We start from the raw sequence: 23,074 nt of genomic DNA, 5'->3' as shown, positions 1-23,074 counted from the left end.
GCGCGGGTGGGCGCCGGGCCGCGGGCGGGCGGCGGGTCGCGGGCGGGCACCGGGCCGCGCCCGCGCACCCACCCGGCGGCCGGCGGCGGTCGCGCACATGGCAGTGCCCGGTCGCGGTCACGCGGGCCGCGGCCCCGTGCCTCACGCGCAGATGCGTGGTCATGGCCTTCGATACCGGCATTTGATACTATTAATCCGGTGGCCGGGAGCGCCGGCTCGCCGCCCGCGCCGCGCGGCTCCGGTCCGGGCGCCGCCCCGGCTCGATCTCTCACCGGCTTTTGATATTATCTCTTGATACCATCAGCCGGCCACCGGCAGGAGGTCCAGGATGAACCCCAGCCCCACCCCGTCAGACAGGCGCCGCCGCGCCCCGGTCAAGCGCCCAACGCCGCCGCCGCGCCGCGGCCTCGCCGCCACCCAGACCACCATGCGTCACAAGGGGTACACGGCCAAGGTCGTCTACGACGACGCGGCCGGGGTGCTGCGCGGCGAGGTCGTCGACCTGCGCGACGACATCGCCTTCCAGGCGACCACGGTCGCCCAGCTCAGGCGCGAGTTCCACGCCGCCGTGGACGGCTACCTGCTCGACTGCGCCACGCGCGGCGTGGAGCCTGCCAAGCCGTTCTCCGGTCGCCTCCTGCTGCGTCTCCCGCCCGACCTGCACCGGCGCGCCGCCATCACGGCCGCCACCCTCGACGTGAGCCTCAACGACTTCCTCGTGGGCAGCATCGAGGTGGGCGTGGCGCGCATCAACGCCGTCCGCGAAACAGAGGCGGGCTGAGGCCGAGACGCTCCGCGCCCCGCCGCCTAGTCCCGAGGGTGGTAGCGGCCACCCGCCGCGACCAGCTCCCTGAGGGCGGCCGGCGGCTCGAAGCGTGCGCCGTGACGCGCCTGCAGCGCCTCCAGGCGCGCCACCACCGACCCGGCCCCCTCCTGGTCGACGAGGTGGAACGGCCCGCCCCGGAACGGGGGGAACCCCAGGCCGAACACGGCCCCAACGTCGCCGTCGCGGGCGCTCCGCAGCACCCCCTCGGCCAGGCACAGCACCGCCTCGCGCACGAAGGCGAGCGCCAGGCGCTCCGCCAGCGCCCCCCCGCGCTCCACGGCCGCCACGCCGCCGGAGCGGAAGCCCGCCAACCCCAGCGCCGCCGGGTCGAACTCCTTCTGCCGCTTGCCCCCCTCGTAACGGTAGAACCCCTTGCCGACCTTCCGGCCCAGGTACCCCGCCTCGACGAGCCGACCGCTCACCGGGCTCCTGGTCAGGCCCCGCGCGGCCATGAACGGCTCCAGCACCGTCTCGATCTTGGCCGCCACGTCGATGCCCACGTCGTCCATCAACGCCAGCGGCCCGAGCGGGAAGCCGTACGCCACCACGGCGCGCTCGAGCTCGGCCGGGTCGGCCCCCTCCTCCAGCGCGCGCAGCGCCTCCGCCATGAACACCGACAGCACGCGCGTGGTGTAGAAGCCCGGTCCGTCGTTGACCACGATGGTCGTCTTGCCCTGGCGCGACCCCACCTCGAAGGCGGTGGCGGCCGCCCAGTCCGCCGTCTCGGGCGTGACCACGATCTCGAGCAGCGGCATCTTCGGCACGGGCGAGAAGTAGTGCATGCCGAGGACGGCCTCGGGCCGCGCGGCTTCCGCGGCGATCTCGTGGATGGGGATGGCCGAGGTGTTGGAGGCGAACACGTGCCTCCCCTCCCCCGTCACGCGCTCCACCGCGGCCACCACCTCGCGCTTGAGGGCGGGCTCCTCGAGCACCGCCTCGATGGTGAGCTGCGTGGCGGCCAGCGGCTCGTAGCCGTCGACGACCGCCACGCGCGCCGCCATGCGGTCGCGCTCGAACGGCGTGCGCCCCTTCCCGACGCGCTTGGAGAGCCCGCGGTACACGGCGGCCTTGCCCTTGAGGCTGAGCGCCACGTCGCGGTCCTTCAGCAGCACGCGCATGCCGCCCGCCGCCGTCACCTCGGCGATGCCCGAGCCCATCAGGCCGGCGCCAAGCACGCCGACGGCGTCCACGTCCAACGCCACGCCCGGCCACGGGTTCTTCTTGGCGGCGGTCTGCGCGAAGAAGACGTGGATGAGCGCGCGCGCCTCCGGCGTGAACAGCAGCTCCGCGAAGGCCCGCGCGCTGGCGGCGAGGCCGGCCTGGCGCCCGCCGCGCGCCCAGGCGTTGAGCGCCTCCAGGATCCGCTCGGGCGCCGGGTAGTTGCCGTGCGTGCGCGCCGCCACCTGCTTGGCGGCCCGGTCGAAGAGCAGCGCGCGCGCCGGCGTCCGTTCCAGGAGGAGCTCGAGCGGCTTGGGACGCCGGCGCGGCACGCTCAAGGCGCCCGCCGCCAGCATGCCGGCGGCCCGCACGGCCGCGTCGATGAGCCCCTCGGGGTGCACGAGCGCGTGCGCCAGCCCGGCGCGCCGCGCCTGCTTGGCGTAGAGGTTGCGGCCAGTGAGGATCATGTCGAGCGCCAGCGCGAGGCCCACGCGCTCCGGCAGGCGCACGGTGCCGCCCAGGCCGGGCAGCAGGCCGAGCTGCACCTCCGGCAAGCCGATGCGCGTCTTGGGGTTGGTGCTGGCGAGGAGGTAGCGCGCGGCGAGGGCGAGCTCCGTGCCGCCACCCAGGCACACGCCGTCGACGGCGGCCACCAGCGGCTTGCGCCACGCCTCGAGCCGCGCCAGGAAGGCGTTGCCCTCGTGGATCTCGGCCTCGACCTCTGCCGGTGAGGTGTATCCGAGGAAGGCCCCGACGTCGGCGCCCGCCAAGAACGCCCCAGGCTTGGCGTTGGCCAGCACCACGGCGCGCACCCCGGCGTCGGCGTCAAGCTCGTCGATGACGCCCGGCAGGGCCTTCAGGAGCGGCATGTCGAGGAGCGCCACGCTCCGCTCCGGCTGGTCGATCCACAGGATCGCGACGTCGCCGCGCCGCTCCACGCGCAGGCCGGCCATCAGACGCGCTCCAACAGCATGGCGTGGCCCTGTCCGCCCGCCGCGCAGGCGGTGACGAGCGCGTAGCGCCCGCCCTCCGCGTGGAGCCGGTGAGTGGCGGTGGTCACGAGGCGCGCGCCCGTGGCCCCGAACGGGTGGCCGAGCGACACGGAGCCGCCCCACGGGTTGACCTTGTCCATGTCGATGGCGGGCGCGAAGGCCCCCGCGAGGCCCAGGCTCTGCCGCCCGAACCCGTCCGACGAGAGGGCGCGCAGCACGGCCAGGACCTGCCCGGCGAACGCCTCGTGGATCTCGACCACGTCGAGGTCCTCCCAGCTCAGCCCGTTGCGCGCCAGTAGGCGCGGGGCCGCGTAGGCGGGTCCGAGCAGGAGCTCGTCGCCCGGGTCCTGCGCCACGAAGGTGAAGTCGACGATGCGGGCGAGGCCCGTGCGCCCCTCCGCCACGGCGCGCTCCTCGCTCATGAGCACCACGGCGGCGGCGCCGTCCGTGAGCGGGCTGGCGTTGCCGGCCGTGACGGTCCCGAACGGCTTCACGAACGCCGGCGGCAGCTTGGCGAGGCGCTCCAGGCTCGTGTCGGGGCGCACGCCGTCGTCGAGCGCCACCACCTTGCCGCTGGGCGGCACGGTCACGGCGATGGTCTCCTCGGCGAGGCGCTCGCGGTTGGCCACCGCCCCCTGGTGCGAGCGGAGCGCGTACGCGTCCTGCTCCTCGCGCGTGACGCCGAAGCGGGCGGCGAGGCGGTCGGCGCTCGTCCCCATGGTCTCGCCGGTCGAGAACTCGGCGATGGCGGGCGCCTTGGGCAGCAGGTCGCGCGGCTTGAGCCCCTTGAAGAAGGCGGGCCAGTCCTTGAGCCCCTTGTAGCGCCTGCTATCGAAGAAGCGGCGGCGCAGCTCGCGGTCGAAGCCGACGGGCACGTCGCCCAGCATCTCGACGCCGCCCGCGAGGACCACCTCGGCGTGACCGGCCTGGATGGCGAGGGCGGCGTCGGCGATGGCGCGGTTGGCGGAGATGCAGGCCACGGTGACGGTGTGGGCGGGCACGCGGTCGGGCACGCCGGCCGCGAGCGCGGCGTCGCGCGCCACGTTGCTGGTGGCCACGTTCTGGACGACCGTGCCCATGATCACCTGGCCGACCTCTTGACCGCTCAGGCCGGCGCGCGTGAGCACCCCGGCCAACGCCATGCGCGCCAGGTCGTAGGCGACGAGGGCGCGGTAGTCGGTGCCGGCGCGGCTGAACGGGAGGCGCGCGCCGCTCGCGACCACCACGCCGGTGCCGCGGCGCTCCGCGGCGGCCGGCGCGGCACGTGCCGACGAACTTGTACTGGGTGCAACCATTTGCCCGAGTCTACCGCTCGGGCCGCCAAGCCCGCGCCGCCCCCGCCAGCAGGGCGGCCAACGCCTCGTCGGGGCGTGGCCGCGCGCCCACGCGCTCCACCACCCACGCCGACACCCGGTTGGCAAGCTCCGCCGCCGCCACCGGCGCCTCGCCCTGCAGCCAGGCGGCCAGGAAGGCGCCGGCGAAGGAGTCGCCGGCGCCGGTGGAGTCGACCAGGCGGGCGCTAGCGGCGCCGAGGTAGGTGCCCACCCCGTTCTCGTACACGTAACAGCCGGCCTCGTCGAGCTTCAGCACCACGAGCGCCCCCCGGTAGAGCTCGTGGAGGCGCGCGCATATCTCCTCCGGGTCGCGCTCCCCGGAGAGCACCTGGCCCTCCTCCAGGTTCGGGAAGATCAGGTCGGCGCCCAGGTCCGTCGTCTGGTCGAGGAACGCCGCGACCCCCATCTGCGAGATCATCTGGAACGAGCCGGGGTCGAACGAGACGCGGCCGCCTCCCTCCCTCGCCAGCGCGGCGGCGCGCCTGGCAGCGGCGCGCGGCGGGTCGCCGAAGAACGACCACCCGTGCAGGTGGAGGTTCTTGGCGGCGCGCAGCGTGGCGACGGGGAGCTCGGACGGCAACAGGTAGTGGTCGGCCCCCTTGCCGGACACCATCGAGCGCTCGCCCACCTGGTCGATCCACACGGCCACCGAGCCCGTGAGGTGCGCGTCGCTGCGAAGCCAGTCGGCGGCGAGGCCCTCGGCGCGCAGCTCCTCGACGGCCAGCTGCCCGAACGAGTCGTTGCCGATCTTGCCGACGAAGCGCACCTCGAGCCCGCACCGCCGCGCCCACACGGCCGTGTTGGCGGCGCTGCCGCCCGGCGCCAGCTGCACCTCGCCGAACACGTCGCCCCCCGTCTGGAGCGGCGAGTTCGTGCGGATCAGCACGTCCCAGGCGTAATCCCCCACCACCACCAGCTCAGGGGTAGCCGTCACGGCCTCACAGGACCTCGAGCTCCGCCTGCAGGTCGGTTGTGGTGCGCGGCCCGTCCTCCCCCAGGTAGACGTTGATCTCGGAGCGCACCCCGAACGTCTCGAAGTATGCGCCCGGCTCGATGGTCACGCCGGCACCGGGCCTGAGGGCGCGCGTGTCGTTGGTCTCGAAGCCGTCGAGGTGCGCCGTGACGCCGTGCGTGGTCGCGCTGCCGAGGCTATGGCCCGTGCGGTGCGTGAACGCCTCGCCGTAACCGGCCGCCTCGAGCACCTGGCGCGCGGCGTGGTCGGCCTCCGCCCCGGTCGGCCACCGGCCCATGGCGTAGGCACCGGCGATGAGCCCGAGCGCGGCGTCGCGCGCCCCCTTGACGGCCTCCCACACGCGCTCGAGCTCGGCGCTCGGCCGGCCGTGGACGCCCATCCAGGTGACGTCGGCGAACGGCGCGCCCGCCTCGGGCACCTTGGCCCACAGGTCGATGAGCACCACGTCGCCCGGGCGGAGGGTGGCGTCGCGCACGCCGGGGAGCGGGTGGTAGTGGGGGTCGCCGGAGTGCGCCCCGAAGCTCACGTTGGGCGCCGTGCCGGGCGCGAGGCCGCGGTCCGCGAAGTGGCTCTCGATGAGGCGCTGCACCTCCACCTCCGTGACGGGCTGCCCGAGCTGCGCGCGCTGCGCGATGAGGGCGAAGGCGGCGTCCTTGGCGGCCATCACCCCGGCGGCGGCCGTGAGGTGCTGCTTGAGTTGCTCGGGCGTCCAGACCTCCAGCACCTGCGCCAGGTCGCCCGACGACACGACCTCGACCCCGAGCGAGCGCACCCACTCGATCGTGCCGGCGTCCACGCGGCCAACGTACGGGTTGTCGCCGTTGGGACTGTACTCCATGGCCACGCGGCTCGCGCCCGCCAGGAACCCCTCCAGGACGCGTTGCAGGCTCTCCCGGCTCGAGTAGCTGACGACGTCGACGTCGATGCCGGGCGGCAGCGAGCCCGCCTCGATGGCGTGCACGGCGAAGCGGGGGCGCCCCCGGGCGGGCACGAGCAGGAACACGCGCCGGCTGGCCGTGTTCCCCTCGAGGAGCGGGCCGAGGATGGGCCTCACCACGGGGTTGCTCTTGCGGAAGTCGTACATCAACCAGGCGTCGAGGCCCAACCGTTCCAGCTCGCTCTGCACCACCGGTAGCCAATCCATGCGGGAATGATAGCCGCGCCGCGCCCCTCACGCGCGCCGCGCCGCGAGCCGCGTACCTCACGGCGTGACACCCCTACCGCGGCTGTACAATCGCGGGCGTGTCGTCGCGGGCGGACACCGCCGCCGCGACGGGCAGGCTCGCGCGCCCGACGGTGCCCCCACGTTCGAACGGGTCGAGCCACCTGGAGGATGAGTTGAGGCCGATAGATCGACACGTCGTGCAGGCCGAGCTCGACCGTAGGCTCGGTCAGGACGTGTTCCTGCACCTGGAGACCACGACCGGCTCGTACACCAAGCTCGGTCCCGAGAAGAAGAACCCCGTCATCGCGTTCGTGCGGAACGCGCGCGTCAGCTACGCGCGCGGCACCGTGACGGGCTCCGGCCCCTTCCGCGTCGGCCTGAAGCTGGCCGACGGCTGGGTGTACGCCGACGGGCTCACGGACTACGACGTCAACGAGCGCGACGAGCTGCTCCTCGCCGGGCTCGACTGCGAGGGCCAGCTCACCATGGCGTTGCAGCTGTCGGCCACGCCGTTCCGGGAGGGCACCCACGATGCTGACTGAGGCGGGCGTCACGACCGGCGCCGCGGGGAGCGTGGCGGCGGCGGGGCCGGCGCCGTTCGACGCGGCGCGCGAGGGCGCCGTCCTCGCGGTGCTGCCCCATCCCGACGACGAGTCGTTCGCGACCGGCGGCACGTTGGCGCTCTGTGCCGCGGCGGGCGTGCGCACCATGTACCTGTGCGGCACCTACGGCGACATGGGTCGGCGCATGGGCCGGCCCGCCTTCACGAACCGCGAGGCGCTGCGCGACGTGCGCACGGGCGAGCTGACGGCCGCCTGCCGCGTGCTCGGGTGCGGGCTGCGCTTCATGGGCCTGCGCGACAAGTGCATCGAGTTCGAGGACCCCGCCGAGGTGGCAGCCCAGGTGCGCGCCGTGATCGAGGAGTTCGACCCGAGCACGGTGCTCACCTACTACCCGGGCTACGGGGTGCACCCCGACCACGACGCCCTCGGGCAGGCGACGGTGCTCGCCATCCGCGGCATGCCGAGGGCGGCGCGGCCCCGCCTCCTGGCCGTGGCCATCGGCGACCCGGAGACGGTGCGCGCCGAGCTGGGCGAACCGCACGTGACGGCGGACATCCGCGAGGTGACCGACACCAAGCTTGGCGCCCTGCGGGCGCACCGCTCCCAGACGGAGGTCATGTTCGCGAGCTGGCAGGCGGACGCGACCAAGAAGGCGCAGGAGGCGGCCGGCACGCCCGCGCCGTCGACGGGCGCTCCCGTCGACGCGCAGTCGCGCGGCTTCGTGGAGCGCCTGACGCAGCGCGAGGAGTACTACCTGCTCGACCCGGACGCGCCCACCCCCCTCGAGTAGTCGGCTCAGCTGGGCCCTTCGGCCGGCGCGTCGCCGTCGGTGGGGCGCGCGTCCGGCGCTTCGGGGGCCGCGAGGGGTCGGGCGGCGTCCGCCGGCGCGGCGGTCTCGGCGGCGCCGCGGTAGGGCGCGGCCGGGCGCCTGGTCGGCCCCAGCCGACCGTCGCGGTAGAGCAGGTAGAGGCCGCCGCCGATCAGCACGGCCGGCACCAGCCAGCCGCCGGCGCCGCCCACCAGCTCGAGGACGGCGAGCACCACGAGGCCGCCTGCCGGGTAGATGGCCCACGGCTGGGCGTGGCTCCTGAGCCGCGTCAGCGCGAAGAACGTGGCGGCCATGCCCAGCAGGAAGAGCGCTCCGCCCGCGGCCGCGAACGGCCGCGGCAGCGCGGCCGTCAACGCCGCCGACCCGAGCGTGCCCGCCACGATGACGGCCCACCAGCGCGTCGGGTTACGGCGCCACACCAGCGCGAACGCCAGGCCGACGGCGGCCAGGAAGAGCGCGCCGCCGCCGAAGCCGGGCAGGAGGCTCGCCAGCGCCAGGCCGACGAGCGGGATCGCCGCCAGCGTGAGGACCTGGTTGCCCTTGCGGCGCCCCTCCTCGTACGCGAGGTAGGCCAGGCCGCCGAACAGGAGCGCGCCAACGAAGCGCCCCACCACGCTCGACAGGCCCAACCCGCCGAGTAGGAACAGCAGGCCGAGCAGCACCAGCCCCGCCCCGGCCAGCGACTTGCCCTCGAGAGTCCAGCTCTTCTGCGTCATCTTGTAGCCTCCCATGTCGTCGGGCGCCGCTGGGCGCCCCTCGCCATTCAGGCTAGGCGGCCGACGCCGCGCCGCGCCTCGGCAGTGGGGCTGCCCCCGCCTCAACCGTAGGGATGGTCGGCCGGCTCCGCCGAAAGGTTGACGCGCGCCCGCGCCGGCCCGGTTACCCTGGGCGCGGAGGGTGACCGATGACCAGTGGCAGCGCCCCGGGCGCCCCCATCCGCGTCCTGCTGGTAGACGACCACACCGTGGTGCGCCGCGGTTTGCGCCTGGCGTTCGACCTGGAGCCCGACCTGCGGGTGGTGGGCGAGGCCGCCAACGGCGAGGAGGCCGTGATGCGCGTGGCGGAGCTGAACCCCGACGTCGTGGTCATGGACCTGCTCATGCCCGTCATGAACGGGGTGGAGGCCACGCGCGCCATCAGGCGCGCCCACCCGAACGTCGAGGTCGTGGCGCTCACCAGCGTGCTGGAGGACCGCCTCGTCATCGACGTGGTGGAGGCGGGCGCCGCCGGCTACCTGCTGAAGGAGACGCGGCCGGACGAGCTGTTCGAGGCGGTGCGCGCCGCCGCCCGCGGCGAGGTGCGCCTCGACCCGCGCGCCCAGCAGCGCCTGGTGCGCGAGGTGCGCGGCGGCGACTCGCCCGCGTCCCTCACGGAGCGCGAGCTCGACGTGCTGAGGCAGTTGGCCGCTGGCGCCACGAACAAGGGCATAGCGCAGCGCCTCGACATCGCCGAGGCGACCGTGAAGAGCCACGTGTCGAGCCTCCTCGCCAAGCTCGACCTCAAGAGCCGGACCCAAGCCGCGCTGTACGCCATGCGCGAGGGGTTGGTGGAGCGTGACCCCTGAGGCCACGAACGCGGTAGACGCCGGCGCGCCCACGACCGCCTGGTACCACAGCCTCTCCAACCGCCTGACGCTGCTCCTGCTCGGGGTGGTGCTCGTGTTGGCGATCGCCACCGGCGTGCTCCTGTGGCGCGGCCTGGCCACCGTGACGGCGGTGGCGGGCGACGACGGCCTCGCCGGCGCCGCCGCGGCCGTCAGCGTGGTCGACGAGGCGACCGTCGCGGCCGTGGTGCGCAGCACCCTCGTGAACCTGGCCGTGGTCGTGGCCGTCACGCTCCTGGCCGCCGCCGCCTTCTCGCGCGCCCTGCTCGTCGATCCCCTGGCGCGGCTCACCCACGCCAGTCGCGCCTTGGCGGCCGGCGACCTGTCGGCGCGCGCCGACCTCGCCGACCGGTCGGAGGTGGGGGAGCTCGCCCGCGCCTTCGACGCCATGGCCGACAACCTCGCGGCCGCCCAGACGGAGCTCGAGCTGCGCGTCGCCACCAGGACCGCCGAGCTGCGGGCGCTGCTGTCGCTCTCCAACACCATCGCCCTCACCACCGACCTCAAGCCGCAGGTCGACGCCATCCTCAGCCAGGTCCTGGCAGGGGAGCGGGTGGTGGCGGCGGAGGTGCACGAGCTCGAGCCCACCGGCAAGCTCGTCCTGCTGGGGCGGGTGGGCGCGGAGGCGGCGCTGGGGTCGGCCCGAAGCGACGCGGCAGGCGCGGCGAGCGACCCCCTCGCCGAGCCCGTCAGGGCCATCGTGCCGCACGCTGTCGTGCAGGGCGATCACCTCGCCCTGCCGCTCCGGGCGCGCGACCGCGTGGTGGGGGTGCTCAGCGTCGGCGCGCGCCCCGGCGCGGGCTGGGACGAGGAGAGCCTGAGGTGGGTGGGCGGCCTGGCGGCGCAGGCGGCAGTGGCGCTGGAGAACAACCGCCTCTACGAGCTGGCGCGGGACGAGGCGGCCGAGGAGGAGCGCCGCCACCTGGCGCGCGAGCTCCACGACTCGGTCAGCCAGGCCATCTACTCCGTGGTGCTCACGGCGCACGCCGCCGAGCGCCAGCTGGGTGGCGACACGGAGGCGGTGCGGCGCGGCCTGCAGGGGGTCATCGAGCTGGCCGAGGCGGCGCTGGCCGAGATGCGGGCGCTCATCTTCGAGCTGCGCCCCGAGGCGCTGGCGGAGGTGGGCCTGATGGGCGCCCTCCACCGCCAGCTCGACGGGCTGGAGCTGCGCCACTCCCTTCGCACCGTGCGGCGCCTCGGCCCGGAGCCCGACCTGCCGTTCATGACGAAGCAGGTGCTGCTGCGGGTGGCGCAGGAGGCGCTCCACAACGTCGTCAAGCACGCGAGCGCCACGACGGTCACCGTCGCGGCGGGGCTGGAGGGCCGAACCCTTGAACTCAGCGTGCTCGACGACGGCGTGGGCTTCGACACGACGCGGGCCTACCCCGGCCACCTGGGCCTCACCTCCATGCACGAACGCGTGGCGGCGCTGGGCGGCAGCCTGCGCGTCGACAGCGCGCCCGGCAACGGCACGGCCGTCCGCGTCAGCGTGCCGTTCGGCGCCGAGGCGCCCGCGGACGGGGCCCCGTGAGCGCCGGTCGCGACCGGCGCCGCGGAGCGGGGCCAGGCCCCGCCGCGGCGACCGGCGGCGGCCCGGGCCGACCGCGGGGCATGGGCCGCGACGGGCTGGTCCTCGTGTTCTTCGGCGCGGCCATCATCCTGCGGCAGCTCGGCGTGCGGGGGGTCTCCTTCGAGCTCGTGTGGTTGGCGGCGGTGCTGTTGGCCGCCGCGTGGACCTGGCGCCTGGTGGAGCGGCGGGCCGGGGCGGGTGGCTGGGCGGGACGCCGTGCCCGGGACCGCCTCTTCGTGGTCGTCGGCTTCGGGCTCTTCGCCGCCCTGACGCTGGACCGGTTGGCCGGCGCCGCCTTCCTGGCCTGCGCGGCGCTCCTGTTCCGACTGCTCCTCGGGGTCCCCGGCCGCGACCCGCGCCGCGCCACCGGCTACACGCTGCTGACCGGCCTGTTCGCCACCTTGGCCGCCACGGCCGCCGCCGACGCCCTGTGGCCCCGCTGGGAGTCGGGCGTCGTCTTCTTCCTCGGCATGACCGCCACCTTCACGGTCGTCTACCTGCTGCCGCGCGCCCGCGGCGGGGCCCGCTGGGCGTTGTGGCCGGCCATGGCGTGGGCCGTCCTCACCCTGATCGTCAACGACCCGTCGGGCGGCCTAGCGCGCTGGATGTTGCCGTTGGGGTTGATCGGCGCCGGGATCGTCCTGCTGGGGTACTCGCGCGGCAGGCGCTGACGCCGGCCCGCGGGCGGGCCGCCGCGCGGGCCGGCCGCCGCGCCGGTGCGCTCGCCGACCCGGTCCCGGACGAGCCTTCCATAGCGTGATATCGCACGTTGGTACCATCACGATGGCCTCGACGCGACCCGCCCCCGACCACCGGGTCGGACCCTCGGCCGGAGTAGACTGGCCACCGCATGCCCGACGCCCGAGCCTCGACCAACCCCCAGGGCGGCGCCCCCCAAGGCGGCGCTGCGGCGCTGGCGCGCGAGGTCGCGCGGCGCCGCACCTTCGCCATCATCTCGCACCCGGACGCGGGCAAGACGACGCTCACGGAGAAGCTCCTCCTCTATAGCGGCGCCATCCGCGAGGCCGGCTCCGTGACCGCCAAGACGGGCACGGCGCAGGCCACGTCCGACTGGATGAGCATCGAGCGGGAGCGCGGCATCTCCATCTCGTCGGCGGCCATGCAGGTCGACTACCGCGGCGTCCGCCTCAACCTGCTCGACACCCCCGGCCACCAGGACTTCAGCGAGGACACCTACCGCACCCTCACGGCCGCGGACTCGGCCGTCATGCTGCTCGACGCCGCCAGGGGCGTGCAGGAGCAGACGCTGAAGCTCTTCACGGTGAGCCGGCAACGCGGCATCCCCATCTTCACCTTCATCAACAAGCTCGACCGGCCAGCCCAGGACCCGTACGCGCTCCTCGACGAGGTCGAGACCACCCTCGGCATCCAGGCGGTGCCCGTCACCTGGCCCATCGGCGACGGCCCCGACTTCAAGGGGGTCTACGAGCGCACGAGCAACCGGCTGCACGCGTACGAGCGCACGGACCGCAACGCCCGCCGCGCCCCCGTCACGACGGCGGCGCCGGACGCGCCCGAGGTGGCCGCCCTCATCGGCGAGGCGGCGCAGAGGAAGCTCATCGACGACATCGAGCTGCTCGACTCCGCCCTGCCCCCCCTCGACAGGGGCCGGTTCCTCGCCGGCGAGATCACGCCCGTCTTCTTCGGTAGCGTCCTCACCAACTTCGGGGTCGAGGTCTTCCTCGACCACTTCCTCGACCTGGCGCCGCCGCCCGGCCCCCTCGCCACCACGGCGGGGACGGTCGCGCCGACGGACCCGGACTTCGCGGCGTTCGTGTTCAAGGTGCAGGCCAACATGAACCCGCGCCACCGCGACCGCACCGCCTTCGTGCGCGTGGCGTCCGGCGTGTTCCACCGCGGGGTGCAGGCGGTGCTGACGCGAACCGGGCGCGAGGTGAAGCTGTCACAGGCGCACGCGCTCTTCGCGGACGAGCGCGCCACGGTCGACGCCGCCTACCCTGGCGACATCATCGGCCTCGTCAACCCCGGCACCTTCCGCATCGGCGACGTGATCAGCGCGCGTCCTGGCGTGCACCTGCCGAGCTTCCCCCGCTTCGCGCCGGAGCGCTTCGCCACCGTCCGCACCAAGCACGCCGACAAGCACAAGGCGTTCAGGAAGGGCATCGAGCAGCTGGCGGAGGAGGGCGTCGTGCAGCTCTTCTACCCTGCCCAGGGCGCCCGCGACCCCATCCTGGGAGCCGTCGGTCAGTTGCAGTTCGAGGTCTTCGAGCACCGCATGAAGGAGGAGTACGGCGTGGAGGTATTGTTCGACCACCAGCCGTACCGCGTCATACGGTGGCTGAGCGCCACGCCCGCCAAGCCCGTCAGGTTCGGCATGTTGGTCCACGACCAGGACGACAAGGCGGTGGCCCTCTTCCGCTTCGACGGCGAGATCAAGTACTTCCGCGACGAGCATCCAGACGTGAGCCTCGCCGACTCGCCGGGCGCGGTCGAGGTCGTGCGGCTCTGAGCGGGCCGGCGCAAGGTTCCTCCGGTCAATGCAGTACCAATAGATAGTACCAGCTCATCGCGCCGACCAGCGCCCCGAACCCCGCCAGGCCGAGCGTCAGCGCCTGTCGGCCGGCGCGCCCGAGACCGCGGAAGTCGACGCCAAGGCCGATCCCCGCCATGGCCGCGGCCGTCAGGAGCGTGGCCGCCGTGGTGAGGTGGGAGACGGCCGCCGCGCTAAGTAGGCCAAGGCTGGTGGCGGCGCTGAGGGCCAGGAAACCGACCACGAAGCCGGGGACGAGGGGCGGCAGGACCGGCTGACGCGCGTGGGACCCGGGCGCGCCGAGGGCCGGGCCGGCGAGCGCGCCACCGGGTGCGCCACGGGCCGCGCCGTTGGCGGCGCCACGGGCGGCGCCACGGGTCCCGGCCCCGCCGCCGCCCGCGGCCTCGAACCGGAGCCACCAGCCGAGCAGCATCAACACGGGCGCGAGCAGGACCACGCGCGAGAGCTTGACGAGCAGCGCCAGGTCGCCGTCGGCGCCCCCGACGGCGGCGCCGGCGGCCACCACGTGCCCCACCTCCTGCAGGCTGGCGCCCGCCACGGCCGCCAGGAGCCGCGACGACACGAGCGCCAACCCGTCCCAGGCCGCGAACGCCACCACGCCGAGCGTTCCGAGCACGCTGACGACCGCCACCGACAACGAGGCGTGCCTCTCCTCCGCCCTCAGCACGGGCAGGGCCGCAGCGATGGCCGAGGCGCCGCACACGCCCGTGCCCACGGCCACCGACCGGCGCAGGTCCTTGGGCACACCCATGCGGCGGCCGAGAAGCTCGACCACCGCGAACGCCACCGCCACGCCGATGGCGCTGCCGACGAGCACGGTGGGACCCACCGCCGCCAGCGCCCGCATGTCGAGGCGCACCCCCAGCAGGACGATGCCGAGGCGCAGCCAGACCTTGGCCGCGTGGCGGGCCCCCGGCCCGACCGCCCGCTCCGTCCGACCCGCCACCAGGCGCCAGGCGGCGCCGCCGAGCAGCGCGAGCACCAGCGGGCCGAGTAGCCGCGTGCCGGGCAGGCGCGCCAACTCGAACGCCCCGAACGTGAGGGCGACGACGAGCGCCAGGCCGGGCGCGAGGGCCCGGGCGCGGGCGACACCGTGAGCGACGGCGCGGGCAACAGCGTGGGCGAGAGCGTGGGCGAGGCGCGCGGCGAACATGGACCGAGCCTAAGGCCGTCCCCGCGATAAGTGAAGGCCCGCCTGTTGTATCTAGCCATAAGCTACATTTATGTAAGCCAAGGTCGACAGGGCGGCGGGGCGCAGCCTGGCCCCCAGTCGCCGGCCGGCGGCGGCCCCGCCGGCCGCGCCCGAGGAGGCCCGCCATGGCGGACGCGCCCGCACGAGCACGAGCCCGACGAACCGACCAGCCGCCCGCCACGGCCCCCGCCGCGTGGGCCCTGGAGCCGCAGCTACTGCGGACCTTCCTGGCGGTCGCGGCGAGCGGCAGCATCACCCGCGCCGCCGCCGCCCTGCACCGCACCCAACCCGCCGTGACCGCCTCGGTCAGGCGCCTGGAGGAGGGCTTCGGCGAGCCCCTCTTCACGCGCAGCTCCCGCGGGGTCGCCCCGACGCTGCTCGGGGAGCGCCTGCTGCCTCACGCCGAGGCGCTGCAGCGCGTGATGGACGGCGTGCACCAGCTCATGGGCGAGGTACGCGCGCTTGAGGGCGCCCGCCTGCGCGTGGCCGCCAGCACCACCATCGCCCTCTACTGGCTACCGCCGCTCCTGGCCCGCTTCTGCGCGGCGCACCCCACCACCGGCCTCGTCGTGCACACGCGCAACTCGCGCGACGCCGTGCGCGAGCTGCGCGGCGGCGAGGTCGACCTGGCCCTCGTCGAGGCGCCCGCCGCCGCCTGGGCGGGGCTGCCGCCCGGACTCGTCGCCGCCACGCCCGTGCACGACGACAGCCTCGTCCTCGTGGTCGGGCCCGATCACCCCCTGGCGCGCCGCGCCGCCGTGGCGGCGACGGACCTAGCCGGCCTGCCGTTCGTGGGGCGCGAGGCCGGTTCGGGCACGCGCGACGTGATCGAGGAGGCGTTGCGCGCCGCCGGGGTGACGCTCGAGGTGCGTCACGAGCTGGGCGAGCCCGAGGCCATCAAGCTCGCCGTGCGATCCGGGCTGGGCGTGACCATACTGTCGAGCGTGGCCGTGCGCGCCGAGGTGGAGCGCGGCGAGCTGGCGGCGGTCCCCATCGACCACCCGGGCTTCGCGCGCCGCTTCACGCTCCTTCACCCGCCCGAGGGGCTCGCCTCCCACGCCGCCTGGGCGTTCAGGACGCTCGCCACCGCCGCCGTCACGCCTCGTCGCCAAGCGCCTCCAACGCCAGGTCGCAGAGCCGCGCGATAGTGTCTCCACCGAAGTCGAAGCGCGCCCCGGCGGCCGCGTACAGCTCGTCGAGCGGCCGCGTGCCCCCCAACGCCAACGCGGCCTTGTAGGCGGCCAGCGCCGCGGGCGTGTCACGTTGGGCGTTCTCCCACACCTGCATGGCGCCCAGGTAGGCCATGGCGTACTCGATGTAGTAGAAGGGGAACAGGAAGACGTGGATGATCTGCCACCCCTTCTCCTGCCCGTCCTCCACGCCCGAGTAGTCGATGCCGAGGTCGAAGCGCGCCAGCAGCCGGCGCCACTGGGCGTCCACCTCCGCCACGGACGGGCCGCCCTCGCCCTCGTACGTGTAGACGAAGTGCTGCAGCGCGTCGACCATGCAGGTCCGCACCAGCAGCGACAGGGCGCGCACGAGCAGGGCCGCCTGCGAGCGGCGCGCGTCCTCCGGCGAGTAGAAGCCGCCCCGCTCCCGCTCCAGGTGCGGCAGCGTCAGGAACTCCATGGCCTGCGACGCCAGCTCGTTCATCTCGGGGCGCCGGCAGAAGTGCAGCTGCAGCGGCCAGCGCTCCTGGGTCAGGAACGAGTGGAAGGCGTGCCCCGCCTCGTGCCGCATGGTCAGGAGGTCGTCGTCGGTGCCGACGGCGCTCCAGTAGATGTAGGGCCGACGCGAGCGCGGGAAGTAGTTCTGGTAACCGAGGCCAGGCACCTTGCTCGGCCGCGGCTCCAGGTCCATCCAGCCGCCCCGCAAGAGCTCGTAACCCTGCGCCAGCTCCGGGTCGAGCTCGCGGAACATCCGTCCCAGCCCCTCCTCCAGCTCCGCCACGGAACCGAACGGCGCGAGCGGCTCGCGCCCCGCCACGTCGCACGCCAGGTCCCACGGCCGCAGCCGCGCCAGCCCCAGGTAGCGCGCCCGCCGCTCGTACACGGCGCGCAGGCGCGGCACCACCTCGCGCTCCACGGCCTCGTGCATGCGCAGGACGTCTGAGGGCGTGTACTCGCGCCGCCCCGCCGAGCGCCACGCGTACGCGCGGTAGTCGGGGAGCCCGGCGTTCCTCGCCACCGCCCGGCGCAGCGGGACCAGCCGCATGAACACCTCGTCGAGGTCGGCGTGGACCGCCTTGCGTCCAGCCTGGATGGCGCGGTAGGCGCGCTCCCTCAGGGCGCGGTCGGGGCTCTCGAGCTTGGCCTGGGCCTGGCCGAGCGTGAGCGTCGCGCCGTCCAGCTCCACCCGCAGCGCGCCCGCCACCTCGCCGTAGCGCTGCCCCAGCGCCGCCTCCTCGGCCTGTAGCGGCAGGTTCTCCTCGCGGAACAGCTCGACCTCGTCGCGCATGTCGGCCCAGGCGCCCGCCAGGTCGGAGGGCGGCGTGAACCCCGGCACGGCCAGCAGCTTGCGGTTGTACTCGTCCTCGACGCGGTTGAGCTCGGGCAACACGCGGCTCACGAAGTCGAGGTAGGCCGCCTTGGCGGCCCCGTCCGTGGTGTCCTCGTCCTTGGCGCGCGTCAGGCCGGCGACCAGCTCGTGCGCGTCCACGATGACGGCGTCGACCTCCGCCTGCAGGTCAGGCAGCGTGGCGGCGGTGACGGGGCGTGCCAGCAGCGCTGTGATGCGCGGCACCAACGAGTCGGGGTCTATGTCCGCGACCTTGAACCTGCCGTGCGGGGCCTCTTCGGCTCTGTCCATGCCCGAGGTTACAGCCTGCGCGGCTACGCCCGGCGCTCAACCTGCGGCGGTCACCGCCTCCGGCGGCAACGCCTCGCCGACGGCGCCACCGAACCCCACCACCGTGGTCGCCAGGCACAACGAGTCGTAGATGGCCTCCTCCACCGCCTCGATGGCGGCCAGGAACAGGGGCGACAACGCGTCGTTCCCGACCTCGCGGTATGGCGCCCGCGGGGCGGAGCCCGCGCGGCGCCGCACGCCCTCCGCCGTCGAGAACGCCAGGGCGTAATCGCCGGAACCGTTGGAGAAGGCCGCGCCGGTGCGCGCCAGGCCCGCCATGGCCCGCGCGGCCAGGCGCGTGAGGCTCGCCGAGCTGAGGGGCGCGTCGGTGGCGAGCACCATCATCACTGAGCCGTCGGCGCGCCCCTCGCCCAGCTCGTCCGCCAGGTAGTGGCGGCCGCTGCGCACCCCCACCGGCCTGCCCGCCACCTGCAGCACCCCGCCGAAGTTCGACTGCACGAGCGCCCCCACGGCGTGCCCGCCCAGCGCCGGGGGCAGCGCGCGCGACGCCGAGCCGATGCCGCCCTTGTACCCGAACGCGAGCGTGCCCCGACCGGCCCCGACGCTCCCCTGCGGCACGGGGCCGCCGGTCGCCGCCTCCAGGGCCGCCAGCACGTGCTCCGGGAGCACGCGGCGCGCGCGGATGTCGTTCAGGCGGCCGTCGTTCGTCTCGCCCACGAACGGGTTGACCGAACCCACGCGCTCGTTGCCCCGCCGCGAGAGCGTCCAGTCGATGAGGGCGTCCGCCGCCCGCGTGACGCACAGGGTGTTCGTGAGCGCGATGGGGGTCTCGAGCTCGCCGAGCTCGGCCACCTGCGTGGCGCCCATCAGCTTGCCGTAGCCGTTCCCGACGCACAGGCCGGCGGGCACCCGCCACCGGAACGGGTTGTCCGGGTGCGTCAAGATCACCGTGGCGCCCGTGCGGACGTCGGCGCCCACGTCGAGCGTCAGGTGGCCCACCCGCACGCCGGGCACGTCCGTGATGTCGTTGCGCGCGCCGGGCGGCAACACCCCGACCGTCACGCCCAGCTCCCTCACGCGCGCCCTCGCGCTCCGCGGCATGCTCAGGAGCCTACTACCCGCGTAGGCCGGCCGCCAGCGGCACGCCGCGGGACACGGTGCACTTGCGCGGGCCGCCGCCTGACCTCATGATTGGAACCGTCGGGCACCCGGCCACCACCTCGCTCGGACGCCACCCGGTGCGGTCCGCGCCGGGCGCCGCAACCCGGCGCGCGCACGGGCGCCGCCACCGCATCCCCCTGGCCCCGACGGGGCCGACGAGAGGCCAACCATGACCGAGCAGCCACAACCGACGACCACCACCGCCCTCACGCGCGAGACGCCGCTCAAGTACCTCGACAAGGCCCTCGGCGGCCTGCGCGACCTTGGGCTCCTGCCCACCGCCGCCAACAGCCAGGAGGCGCCCATCGTCGCCCTCCTGCAGCAGATCTCCGACCTCGACCAGGAGCGCGTGGTGGCCATCACGCGCACGCTCGCGCAGGCGTCGCTCTTCAACGACGTGGTGCGCAAGCAGGTCGAGGCCATGGAGGTCGGCTCGCGCTACGAGGACATCACCAAGTCCTTCAACAGCATCCGCGACGACGCCAAGGCGATGGTCGACCAGTTGGCCGACGGCAAGATCAGCACCTTCGAGCGGCTCTCGACCGTCTGGATGAAGGTCACGCGCGGCGACATCGCCAGCCGCTTCGACAAGATCAAGCAGACCTACCTGGCGGTCACCAAGGACAGCCAGGACCAGATCGAGCGCGAGCACCTCATCCTCGAGGCGTACCGCGACTTCCGCGGCGCCCTCAAGGAGTCCGAGGTCCTGGCGTTCGAGGTGCTCAAGAAGGGTGAGGCCGAACTGGCCGGGGCCAAGGGGGCGGTCGACGCCGCCATGGCCGAGGTGACCGCCTACGAAGGCGACGACCTCGCGGAGCGCGCCCGCCTGGAGCTCGCCCGCGACGAGAAGGTGCGCGCCCTGCAGCAGGTCGACAAGCGCTACCAGATCGCCAAGGACCTCTCCGACAACCTGACCATCGCCTACAACACCTCAGAGGTGGTCATGGCGCGGCTCGTGCAGACGAACACGGCCAAGGAGCGCGTGCGGGCGCAGGCCGTCTCGTTCTTCAGCACCAACGAGACCGTCCTGACTGCCCTCACCGCCACCTTCACCGGCCTCTTCGGCCTCAACGAGTCGACCCGCACGGTGGAGGCGATGACCAAGGGCGTCAGCGACTCGCTCGACACGCTCTCCGACATCGGCGGCAAGGTGCAGGAGGCCGCCCTCAAGGTCGGTTACGGGCCGACCATCCGCGCCGAGGCGGTGAAGCGCCTCGTCGAATCGGTCGTCGACTACCAGGAGCGCTCCATCGAGATCATCGACGACATGCGGCAGCAGGCCACCGCCAACGCCGCCGAGATCCGCACGGCCGTCGAGGACGGCAAGCGTCGCCTCGCGCGGCTGGCCGAGCGGGGGGCGGCCCTGAACGCCCCGAATGGCTGACTCCCCCGCCACGCCGGCGCCGCCGCTCGACGACGTCATGCTCGCCATGGACGTCGTCGACACGCTGCGCCACCGCCAACGCCTCGTCGAGGCGGAGCTCGGCGCGGGCGAGAAGGACGAGGCGCTCTTCGAGAACCTGAAGAGCGTATACGCCTCGCAGGGGATAGCCGTCACCGACGAGGTCCTGCGCCAGGGCGTGGCGGCGCTGCGCGAGGGGCGCTTCGTCTACCGGGCGCCTCCGCGCACCGCCGCCACGCGCTGGGCGTACCTCTACGTCGACCGCGCCAAGTGGGGGCGGCTGCTGCTCGCCGTGGCGGTGGTCGTCGCCATCGCTCTCGTCGGCTACGACGCCGCCTTCAGGGCGCCCCACCGCGCGCTCGTCGCAGACGTCGGGCGGGTCCACGCCGAGGTGCTCGCGCGCTCGCTCGACCCCGAGGCGACGGCCAAGGCCGAGACGCTCTACGGGCTGGCTACCACCGCCCTCGCGCGCGGCGACGACCGCGAGGCGCGAAACACGCTCGCCACCCTGAAGGGGCTCGAGGAGCAACTCCTCGCCGCCTACACGCTGCGCATCGCCGCCGACACGACGGGCGTGTGGCGCGTGCCCGACCTGAACGAGGGGGCGGCCAACTACTACATCATCGTGGAGCCGGTCGACCTCAACGGCCGGAGCGTGGCCGTGACGGTCACCAGCGAGGAGACGGGCGTGAGCGCCAAGGTGCGGGCCTTCGGACTGCGCGTGAGCGAGGAGACCTTCGACGCCATCCGGCGCGACAAGCTCGACGACGGCATCATCCAGGACGACGTGTTCGGCGAGAAGCAGGCCGGCTTCTTGCTGCCCCAGTACCGCTTCGACACCACCGGCGCCGCCATCACGAGTTGGGACTGATGATCTCCGGTTCCGCCACCCTCGACAGGCTCCTGGCCGCCATCGCGCAGGAGCAGGCCCGCCTGGGCGACGTCGACGCCTCCCTCAACCGCAGCAACGACGAGCTGCTGGCGCTCGACGCCAAGCGCGTGGCCGACCTCAAGCGCCTCGCGGCCCTGCGGCTCGACTACCTCGCCAACAGGGGCGCCGGCCGGGCGGGCGCCCCCGCCGACGCCGGCGACGAGCAGGTCCTCAAGTTCGTGGCGCAGCGCGACGCGGCCTTCGCGGCGCTGAAGCGCCGCCAGGAGGAGCAGGCCGCCGCGGCCGCCGAGCTCGAGGCGGAGCGCGCACGTGCCGCCACCCGCCTGGCGGAGGCCGCCGACGCGCTGGACGCCGGCGAGAGCGCCACCCAGGAGCGACTCAAGGGCGACGCGGCCTATCAGCACAAGCTGGAGGCCGCGCGCGCTGCCGACCGCGTGGCGGAGCAGGCCGAGGCCAAGGCCGCCCAGAGCGAGGCCGAGCTCGAGGCCAAGGGCGAGGCGTACCGCGCGGATCGGCTGTTCGCCTACCTCTGGCGCCGCCACTACGGCACCCCGGAGTACAGGGCGGGCGGCCTCTTCCTGGCGCCGCTGCTGCGCTACCTCGACGGCCGCGTGGCGCGCATCGTCGGCTACCTCGAGGCGCGCGCCAACTACGCGCGCCTGCTCGAGATCCCCGCCAGGCTCCGCGAGCACGCCGAGCGCGCCAAGGCGGCCGCGGACGCGGCCCACGCCGAGCTGGAGGAGTTCGACAAGCGGGCCAGGACGGACGACGGCATCGACGCCCTAGCCGAACGCGTGGCCGCCGCCCGCGGCGAGGTGGAGGGCGCGGAGGCGCGGATCGCCGCGGCGGCAGAGGCCGCGGCGGAGCTCCGCCAGAGCCTCGAACGCTTCGGGGCGGGCGAGGACCCCGACTACCTGAACGCCGTCGAGTACCTCCAGCGGGAGTTCGACCGCTCCCCCCTCGAGGTGCTGCGCGCCCGCGCCCTCACCACCCCGTCGCCGGACGACGACCTGGTCGTGTCGCGCCTCGCCGACCTCTCAAGGCGCAGGGACGAGCTGGCCGCCGCCGTCGAGGAGCTGCGCGCCGCGGCCGGCGCCAACCGCCGCCGCCTGCAGGAGCTGACGCAGCTCAGGGCCGACTTCGGCCGCGCCGGCATGGCCCTGCCCGGCTCGGCGTTCCGCGACGAGCGCGCCGTCTCGACGGGCTTCGCCCAGTACCTGGCCGGGATGATCACGGCGCAGGCGCTCTGGCAGCTCCTGAGTCGTCAACGCACCCGCACGGGCGGCTCGGCCGATCCCGGCTTCGGCTCGGGCGGCTTCGGGCGCGGCACCGTGTGGGGCGGCGGACAGGGACCCGCCGTCGACGCGGGTAGGGTGCTAGACACCGTGGGCTCGATCCTCGAGGCCGTCGCCCGCTCCTCGGGTGGTCACTCCGGGGGCGGCTCGTCCGGAGGCTGGTCGACCGGCGCCTCCAAGTCGGGCGGGGGCTCCAGGCCGAGCGGCGGTTCGAGGTCGAGCGGCGGCTTCAAGACGGGGGGCAGCATGCCGAAGCGCGGCGGCTTCAAGACGGGGGGCAAGTTCTGAGCAGGCAACGCCAGCGGGCGAGGAGGCGCGGGCTCGCGGCGCGCGCGCTGCGCTTGGACGCGCGCCACGACGCGCGCCGCAAGGTCGGCGCCCCGCCCGGCGCCGTCGTCTACACGGGCCCGAGGCGCGACTACGGGGCGCGCCTGCAGCTCGTGCGCTACGGCGAGGACGCCTACGAGGAGCTGACCGTCTCGCGGGCCGGCGACCTGCCTGCCCTGCTGGCGGTGCCGGGGGTGCGCTGGCTCAACGTGATCGGCGTGCACGACACCAGGCTGCTCGAGGAGCTGGGCCAGGTGCTCGGCCTCCACCCCCTCACGGTGGAGGACCTCGCCAGCCTCGGCCAACGCCCCAAGGTCGAGGAGTACGAGGCGTACCTCTTCATGGTCATGCGCATCCTCACGCGCGGCGGCGCGCCCCTCGGCGCCACGGCGCCGCGGGCGGATGCGGGCAACGGTGGGAACGCGACCAACGGCGCGAGCACCGGCAGCGG

Annotated in this window: 20 protein-coding genes; 12 read left to right on the top strand and 8 right to left on the bottom strand. The window is 74.4% G+C overall.

The genetic code is table 11. From position 1 onward, the window contains the following. Nucleotides 1–328: 328 nt before the first annotated feature. The gene (locus H3C53_06145; protein MBW7916251.1) at nucleotides 329–781 is read left to right on the top strand and encodes a type II toxin-antitoxin system HicB family antitoxin; all 453 of its coding nucleotides are present in this window, start codon (nucleotides 329–331) and stop codon (nucleotides 779–781) included. 26 nt (nucleotides 782–807) lie between these two features. Here the strand turns inward: H3C53_06145 and H3C53_06140 are convergent, their stop codons facing one another. Genes H3C53_06140 through H3C53_06125 form a run of 4 tightly spaced genes read right to left on the bottom strand, consistent with a single transcriptional unit; the run spans nucleotide 808 to nucleotide 6,427 of the window. Continuing rightward, on the bottom strand, nucleotides 808–2,937 hold the full coding sequence (locus tag H3C53_06140) for an enoyl-CoA hydratase/isomerase family protein (protein ID MBW7916250.1): 2,130 nt from the start codon (nucleotides 2,935–2,937) through the stop codon (nucleotides 808–810). After that, nucleotides 2,937–4,271: a thiolase family protein gene (locus tag H3C53_06135; protein MBW7916249.1), complete on the bottom strand. Its 1,335-nt coding sequence runs from the start codon at nucleotides 4,269–4,271 to the stop codon at nucleotides 2,937–2,939. Before H3C53_06135 ends, H3C53_06140 begins: the two co-directional genes overlap by 1 nt. Before the next feature lie 10 nt (nucleotides 4,272–4,281). Then, nucleotides 4,282–5,244 (bottom strand): sugar kinase, encoded by a 963-nt coding sequence (locus tag H3C53_06130; GenBank protein ID MBW7916248.1) that lies wholly within the window; start codon nucleotides 5,242–5,244, stop codon nucleotides 4,282–4,284. Nucleotides 5,245–5,248: 4 nt separating this feature from the next. Beyond that, nucleotides 5,249–6,427 (bottom strand): aminopeptidase P family protein, encoded by a 1,179-nt coding sequence (locus tag H3C53_06125; protein MBW7916247.1) that lies wholly within the window; start codon nucleotides 6,425–6,427, stop codon nucleotides 5,249–5,251. A gap of 194 nt (nucleotides 6,428–6,621) precedes the next feature. Here H3C53_06125 and H3C53_06120 point away from each other — a divergent pair, with 194 nt between their 5' ends. Both H3C53_06120 and bshB2 read left to right on the top strand, forming a co-directional pair. Beyond that, complete coding sequence (locus H3C53_06120; protein ID MBW7916246.1) at nucleotides 6,622–6,990, top strand: YojF family protein; 369 nt, start codon at nucleotides 6,622–6,624, stop codon at nucleotides 6,988–6,990. Continuing rightward, a complete protein-coding gene (gene bshB2, locus H3C53_06115; GenBank protein MBW7916245.1) occupies nucleotides 6,980–7,801 on the top strand; it encodes a bacillithiol biosynthesis deacetylase BshB2 in 822 nt (273 codons plus the stop codon). Before H3C53_06120 ends, bshB2 begins: the two co-directional genes overlap by 11 nt. A gap of 5 nt (nucleotides 7,802–7,806) precedes the next feature. Here the strand turns inward: bshB2 and H3C53_06110 are convergent, their stop codons facing one another. Further along, nucleotides 7,807–8,556: a hypothetical protein gene (locus H3C53_06110; protein MBW7916244.1), complete on the bottom strand. Its 750-nt coding sequence runs from the start codon at nucleotides 8,554–8,556 to the stop codon at nucleotides 7,807–7,809. Between the two features lie 188 nt (nucleotides 8,557–8,744). Between H3C53_06110 and H3C53_06105 the strand changes: the two genes are divergently transcribed. The 4 genes from H3C53_06105 (at nucleotide 8,745) to H3C53_06090 (ending at nucleotide 13,504) form a co-directional block, all read left to right on the top strand. Then, nucleotides 8,745–9,404 carry a response regulator transcription factor gene (locus H3C53_06105; GenBank protein MBW7916243.1) on the top strand — a complete coding sequence of 220 codons (660 nt, stop codon included), beginning with the start codon at nucleotides 8,745–8,747 and terminating at the stop codon, nucleotides 9,402–9,404. After that, nucleotides 9,394–10,974 (top strand): HAMP domain-containing protein, encoded by a 1,581-nt coding sequence (locus H3C53_06100; protein MBW7916242.1) that lies wholly within the window; start codon nucleotides 9,394–9,396, stop codon nucleotides 10,972–10,974. The genes H3C53_06105 and H3C53_06100 overlap by 11 nt, the downstream gene beginning before the upstream one ends. Before the next feature lie 80 nt (nucleotides 10,975–11,054). After that, nucleotides 11,055–11,684: a hypothetical protein gene (locus H3C53_06095; protein MBW7916241.1), complete on the top strand. Its 630-nt coding sequence runs from the start codon at nucleotides 11,055–11,057 to the stop codon at nucleotides 11,682–11,684. A gap of 179 nt (nucleotides 11,685–11,863) precedes the next feature. Continuing rightward, a complete protein-coding gene (locus tag H3C53_06090) occupies nucleotides 11,864–13,504 on the top strand; it encodes a peptide chain release factor 3 (GenBank protein ID MBW7916240.1) in 1,641 nt (546 codons plus the stop codon). A gap of 25 nt (nucleotides 13,505–13,529) precedes the next feature. Here the strand turns inward: H3C53_06090 and H3C53_06085 are convergent, their stop codons facing one another. Further along, the gene (locus tag H3C53_06085) at nucleotides 13,530–14,699 is read right to left on the bottom strand and encodes a putative sulfate exporter family transporter (protein ID MBW7916239.1); all 1,170 of its coding nucleotides are present in this window, start codon (nucleotides 14,697–14,699) and stop codon (nucleotides 13,530–13,532) included. Between the two features lie 164 nt (nucleotides 14,700–14,863). On the opposite strand from H3C53_06085, the gene H3C53_06080 reads away from it, so the two are divergent. Then, on the top strand, nucleotides 14,864–15,886 hold the full coding sequence (locus tag H3C53_06080; protein ID MBW7916238.1) for a LysR family transcriptional regulator: 1,023 nt from the start codon (nucleotides 14,864–14,866) through the stop codon (nucleotides 15,884–15,886). Here the strand turns inward: H3C53_06080 and H3C53_06075 are convergent. Together H3C53_06075 and H3C53_06070 are read right to left on the bottom strand one after the other, a co-directional pair. Continuing rightward, nucleotides 15,834–17,546, bottom strand: coding sequence for a M3 family oligoendopeptidase (locus H3C53_06075; protein MBW7916237.1), 1,713 nt, complete (start codon nucleotides 17,544–17,546; stop codon nucleotides 15,834–15,836). The genes H3C53_06080 and H3C53_06075 overlap by 53 nt on opposite strands. A 36-nt stretch (nucleotides 17,547–17,582) precedes the next feature. Beyond that, on the bottom strand, nucleotides 17,583–18,647 hold the full coding sequence (locus tag H3C53_06070; GenBank protein MBW7916236.1) for a P1 family peptidase: 1,065 nt from the start codon (nucleotides 18,645–18,647) through the stop codon (nucleotides 17,583–17,585). A 229-nt stretch (nucleotides 18,648–18,876) separates the two neighbouring features. On the opposite strand from H3C53_06070, the gene H3C53_06065 reads away from it, so the two are divergent. The 4 genes from H3C53_06065 to H3C53_06050 all read left to right on the top strand — a co-directional run. Then, nucleotides 18,877–20,091 carry a cell surface protein gene (locus H3C53_06065; protein MBW7916235.1) on the top strand — a complete coding sequence of 405 codons (1,215 nt, stop codon included), beginning with the start codon at nucleotides 18,877–18,879 and terminating at the stop codon, nucleotides 20,089–20,091. After that, entirely contained in the window at nucleotides 20,084–20,980 is an 897-nt protein-coding gene (locus H3C53_06060) for a hypothetical protein (GenBank protein MBW7916234.1), read from the top strand. The genes H3C53_06065 and H3C53_06060 overlap by 8 nt, the downstream gene beginning before the upstream one ends. Continuing rightward, nucleotides 20,980–22,584: a hypothetical protein gene (locus tag H3C53_06055; protein ID MBW7916233.1), complete on the top strand. Its 1,605-nt coding sequence runs from the start codon at nucleotides 20,980–20,982 to the stop codon at nucleotides 22,582–22,584. The genes H3C53_06060 and H3C53_06055 overlap by 1 nt, the downstream gene beginning before the upstream one ends. Nucleotides 22,585–22,637: 53 nt before the next feature. Then, the coding region (locus H3C53_06050) for a hypothetical protein (GenBank protein MBW7916232.1) at nucleotides 22,638–23,074 on the top strand (437 nt) is incomplete at its 3' end.

The organism is Trueperaceae bacterium (genome assembly GCA_019454765.1).
Lineage (GTDB): Bacteria > Deinococcota > Deinococci > Deinococcales > Trueperaceae > JAAYYF01.
The sequence above is the reverse complement of the archived record's forward strand: the minus strand, read 5'-3'. Positions and strand labels throughout refer to the sequence as shown.

Excerpts from the sequence above, each read along its gene's own strand:
- H3C53_06135 (MBW7916249.1), bottom strand. The coding sequence starts at position 4,271 with ATGGTTGCACCCAGTACAAGTTCGTCGGCACGTGCCGCGCCGGCCGCC.
- H3C53_06065 (MBW7916235.1), top strand. The coding sequence starts at position 18,877 with ATGACCGAGCAGCCACAACCGACGACCACCACCGCCCTCACGCGCGAG.
- H3C53_06105 (MBW7916243.1), top strand. The coding sequence starts at position 8,745 with ATGACCAGTGGCAGCGCCCCGGGCGCCCCCATCCGCGTCCTGCTGGTA.
- H3C53_06075 (MBW7916237.1), bottom strand. The coding sequence starts at position 17,546 with ATGGACAGAGCCGAAGAGGCCCCGCACGGCAGGTTCAAGGTCGCGGAC.
- H3C53_06145 (MBW7916251.1), top strand. The coding sequence starts at position 329 with ATGAACCCCAGCCCCACCCCGTCAGACAGGCGCCGCCGCGCCCCGGTC.
- H3C53_06090 (MBW7916240.1), top strand. The coding sequence starts at position 11,864 with ATGCCCGACGCCCGAGCCTCGACCAACCCCCAGGGCGGCGCCCCCCAA.
- H3C53_06085 (MBW7916239.1), bottom strand. The coding sequence starts at position 14,699 with ATGTTCGCCGCGCGCCTCGCCCACGCTCTCGCCCACGCTGTTGCCCGC.
- H3C53_06070 (MBW7916236.1), bottom strand. The coding sequence starts at position 18,647 with ATGCCGCGGAGCGCGAGGGCGCGCGTGAGGGAGCTGGGCGTGACGGTC.
- H3C53_06095 (MBW7916241.1), top strand. The coding sequence starts at position 11,055 with ATGGGCCGCGACGGGCTGGTCCTCGTGTTCTTCGGCGCGGCCATCATC.
- H3C53_06125 (MBW7916247.1), bottom strand. The coding sequence starts at position 6,427 with ATGGATTGGCTACCGGTGGTGCAGAGCGAGCTGGAACGGTTGGGCCTC.
- H3C53_06060 (MBW7916234.1), top strand. The coding sequence starts at position 20,084 with ATGGCTGACTCCCCCGCCACGCCGGCGCCGCCGCTCGACGACGTCATG.
- H3C53_06110 (MBW7916244.1), bottom strand. The coding sequence starts at position 8,556 with ATGACGCAGAAGAGCTGGACTCTCGAGGGCAAGTCGCTGGCCGGGGCG.
- H3C53_06055 (MBW7916233.1), top strand. The coding sequence starts at position 20,980 with ATGATCTCCGGTTCCGCCACCCTCGACAGGCTCCTGGCCGCCATCGCG.
- bshB2 (MBW7916245.1), top strand. The coding sequence starts at position 6,980 with ATGCTGACTGAGGCGGGCGTCACGACCGGCGCCGCGGGGAGCGTGGCG.
- H3C53_06080 (MBW7916238.1), top strand. The coding sequence starts at position 14,864 with ATGGCGGACGCGCCCGCACGAGCACGAGCCCGACGAACCGACCAGCCG.
- H3C53_06140 (MBW7916250.1), bottom strand. The coding sequence starts at position 2,937 with ATGGCCGGCCTGCGCGTGGAGCGGCGCGGCGACGTCGCGATCCTGTGG.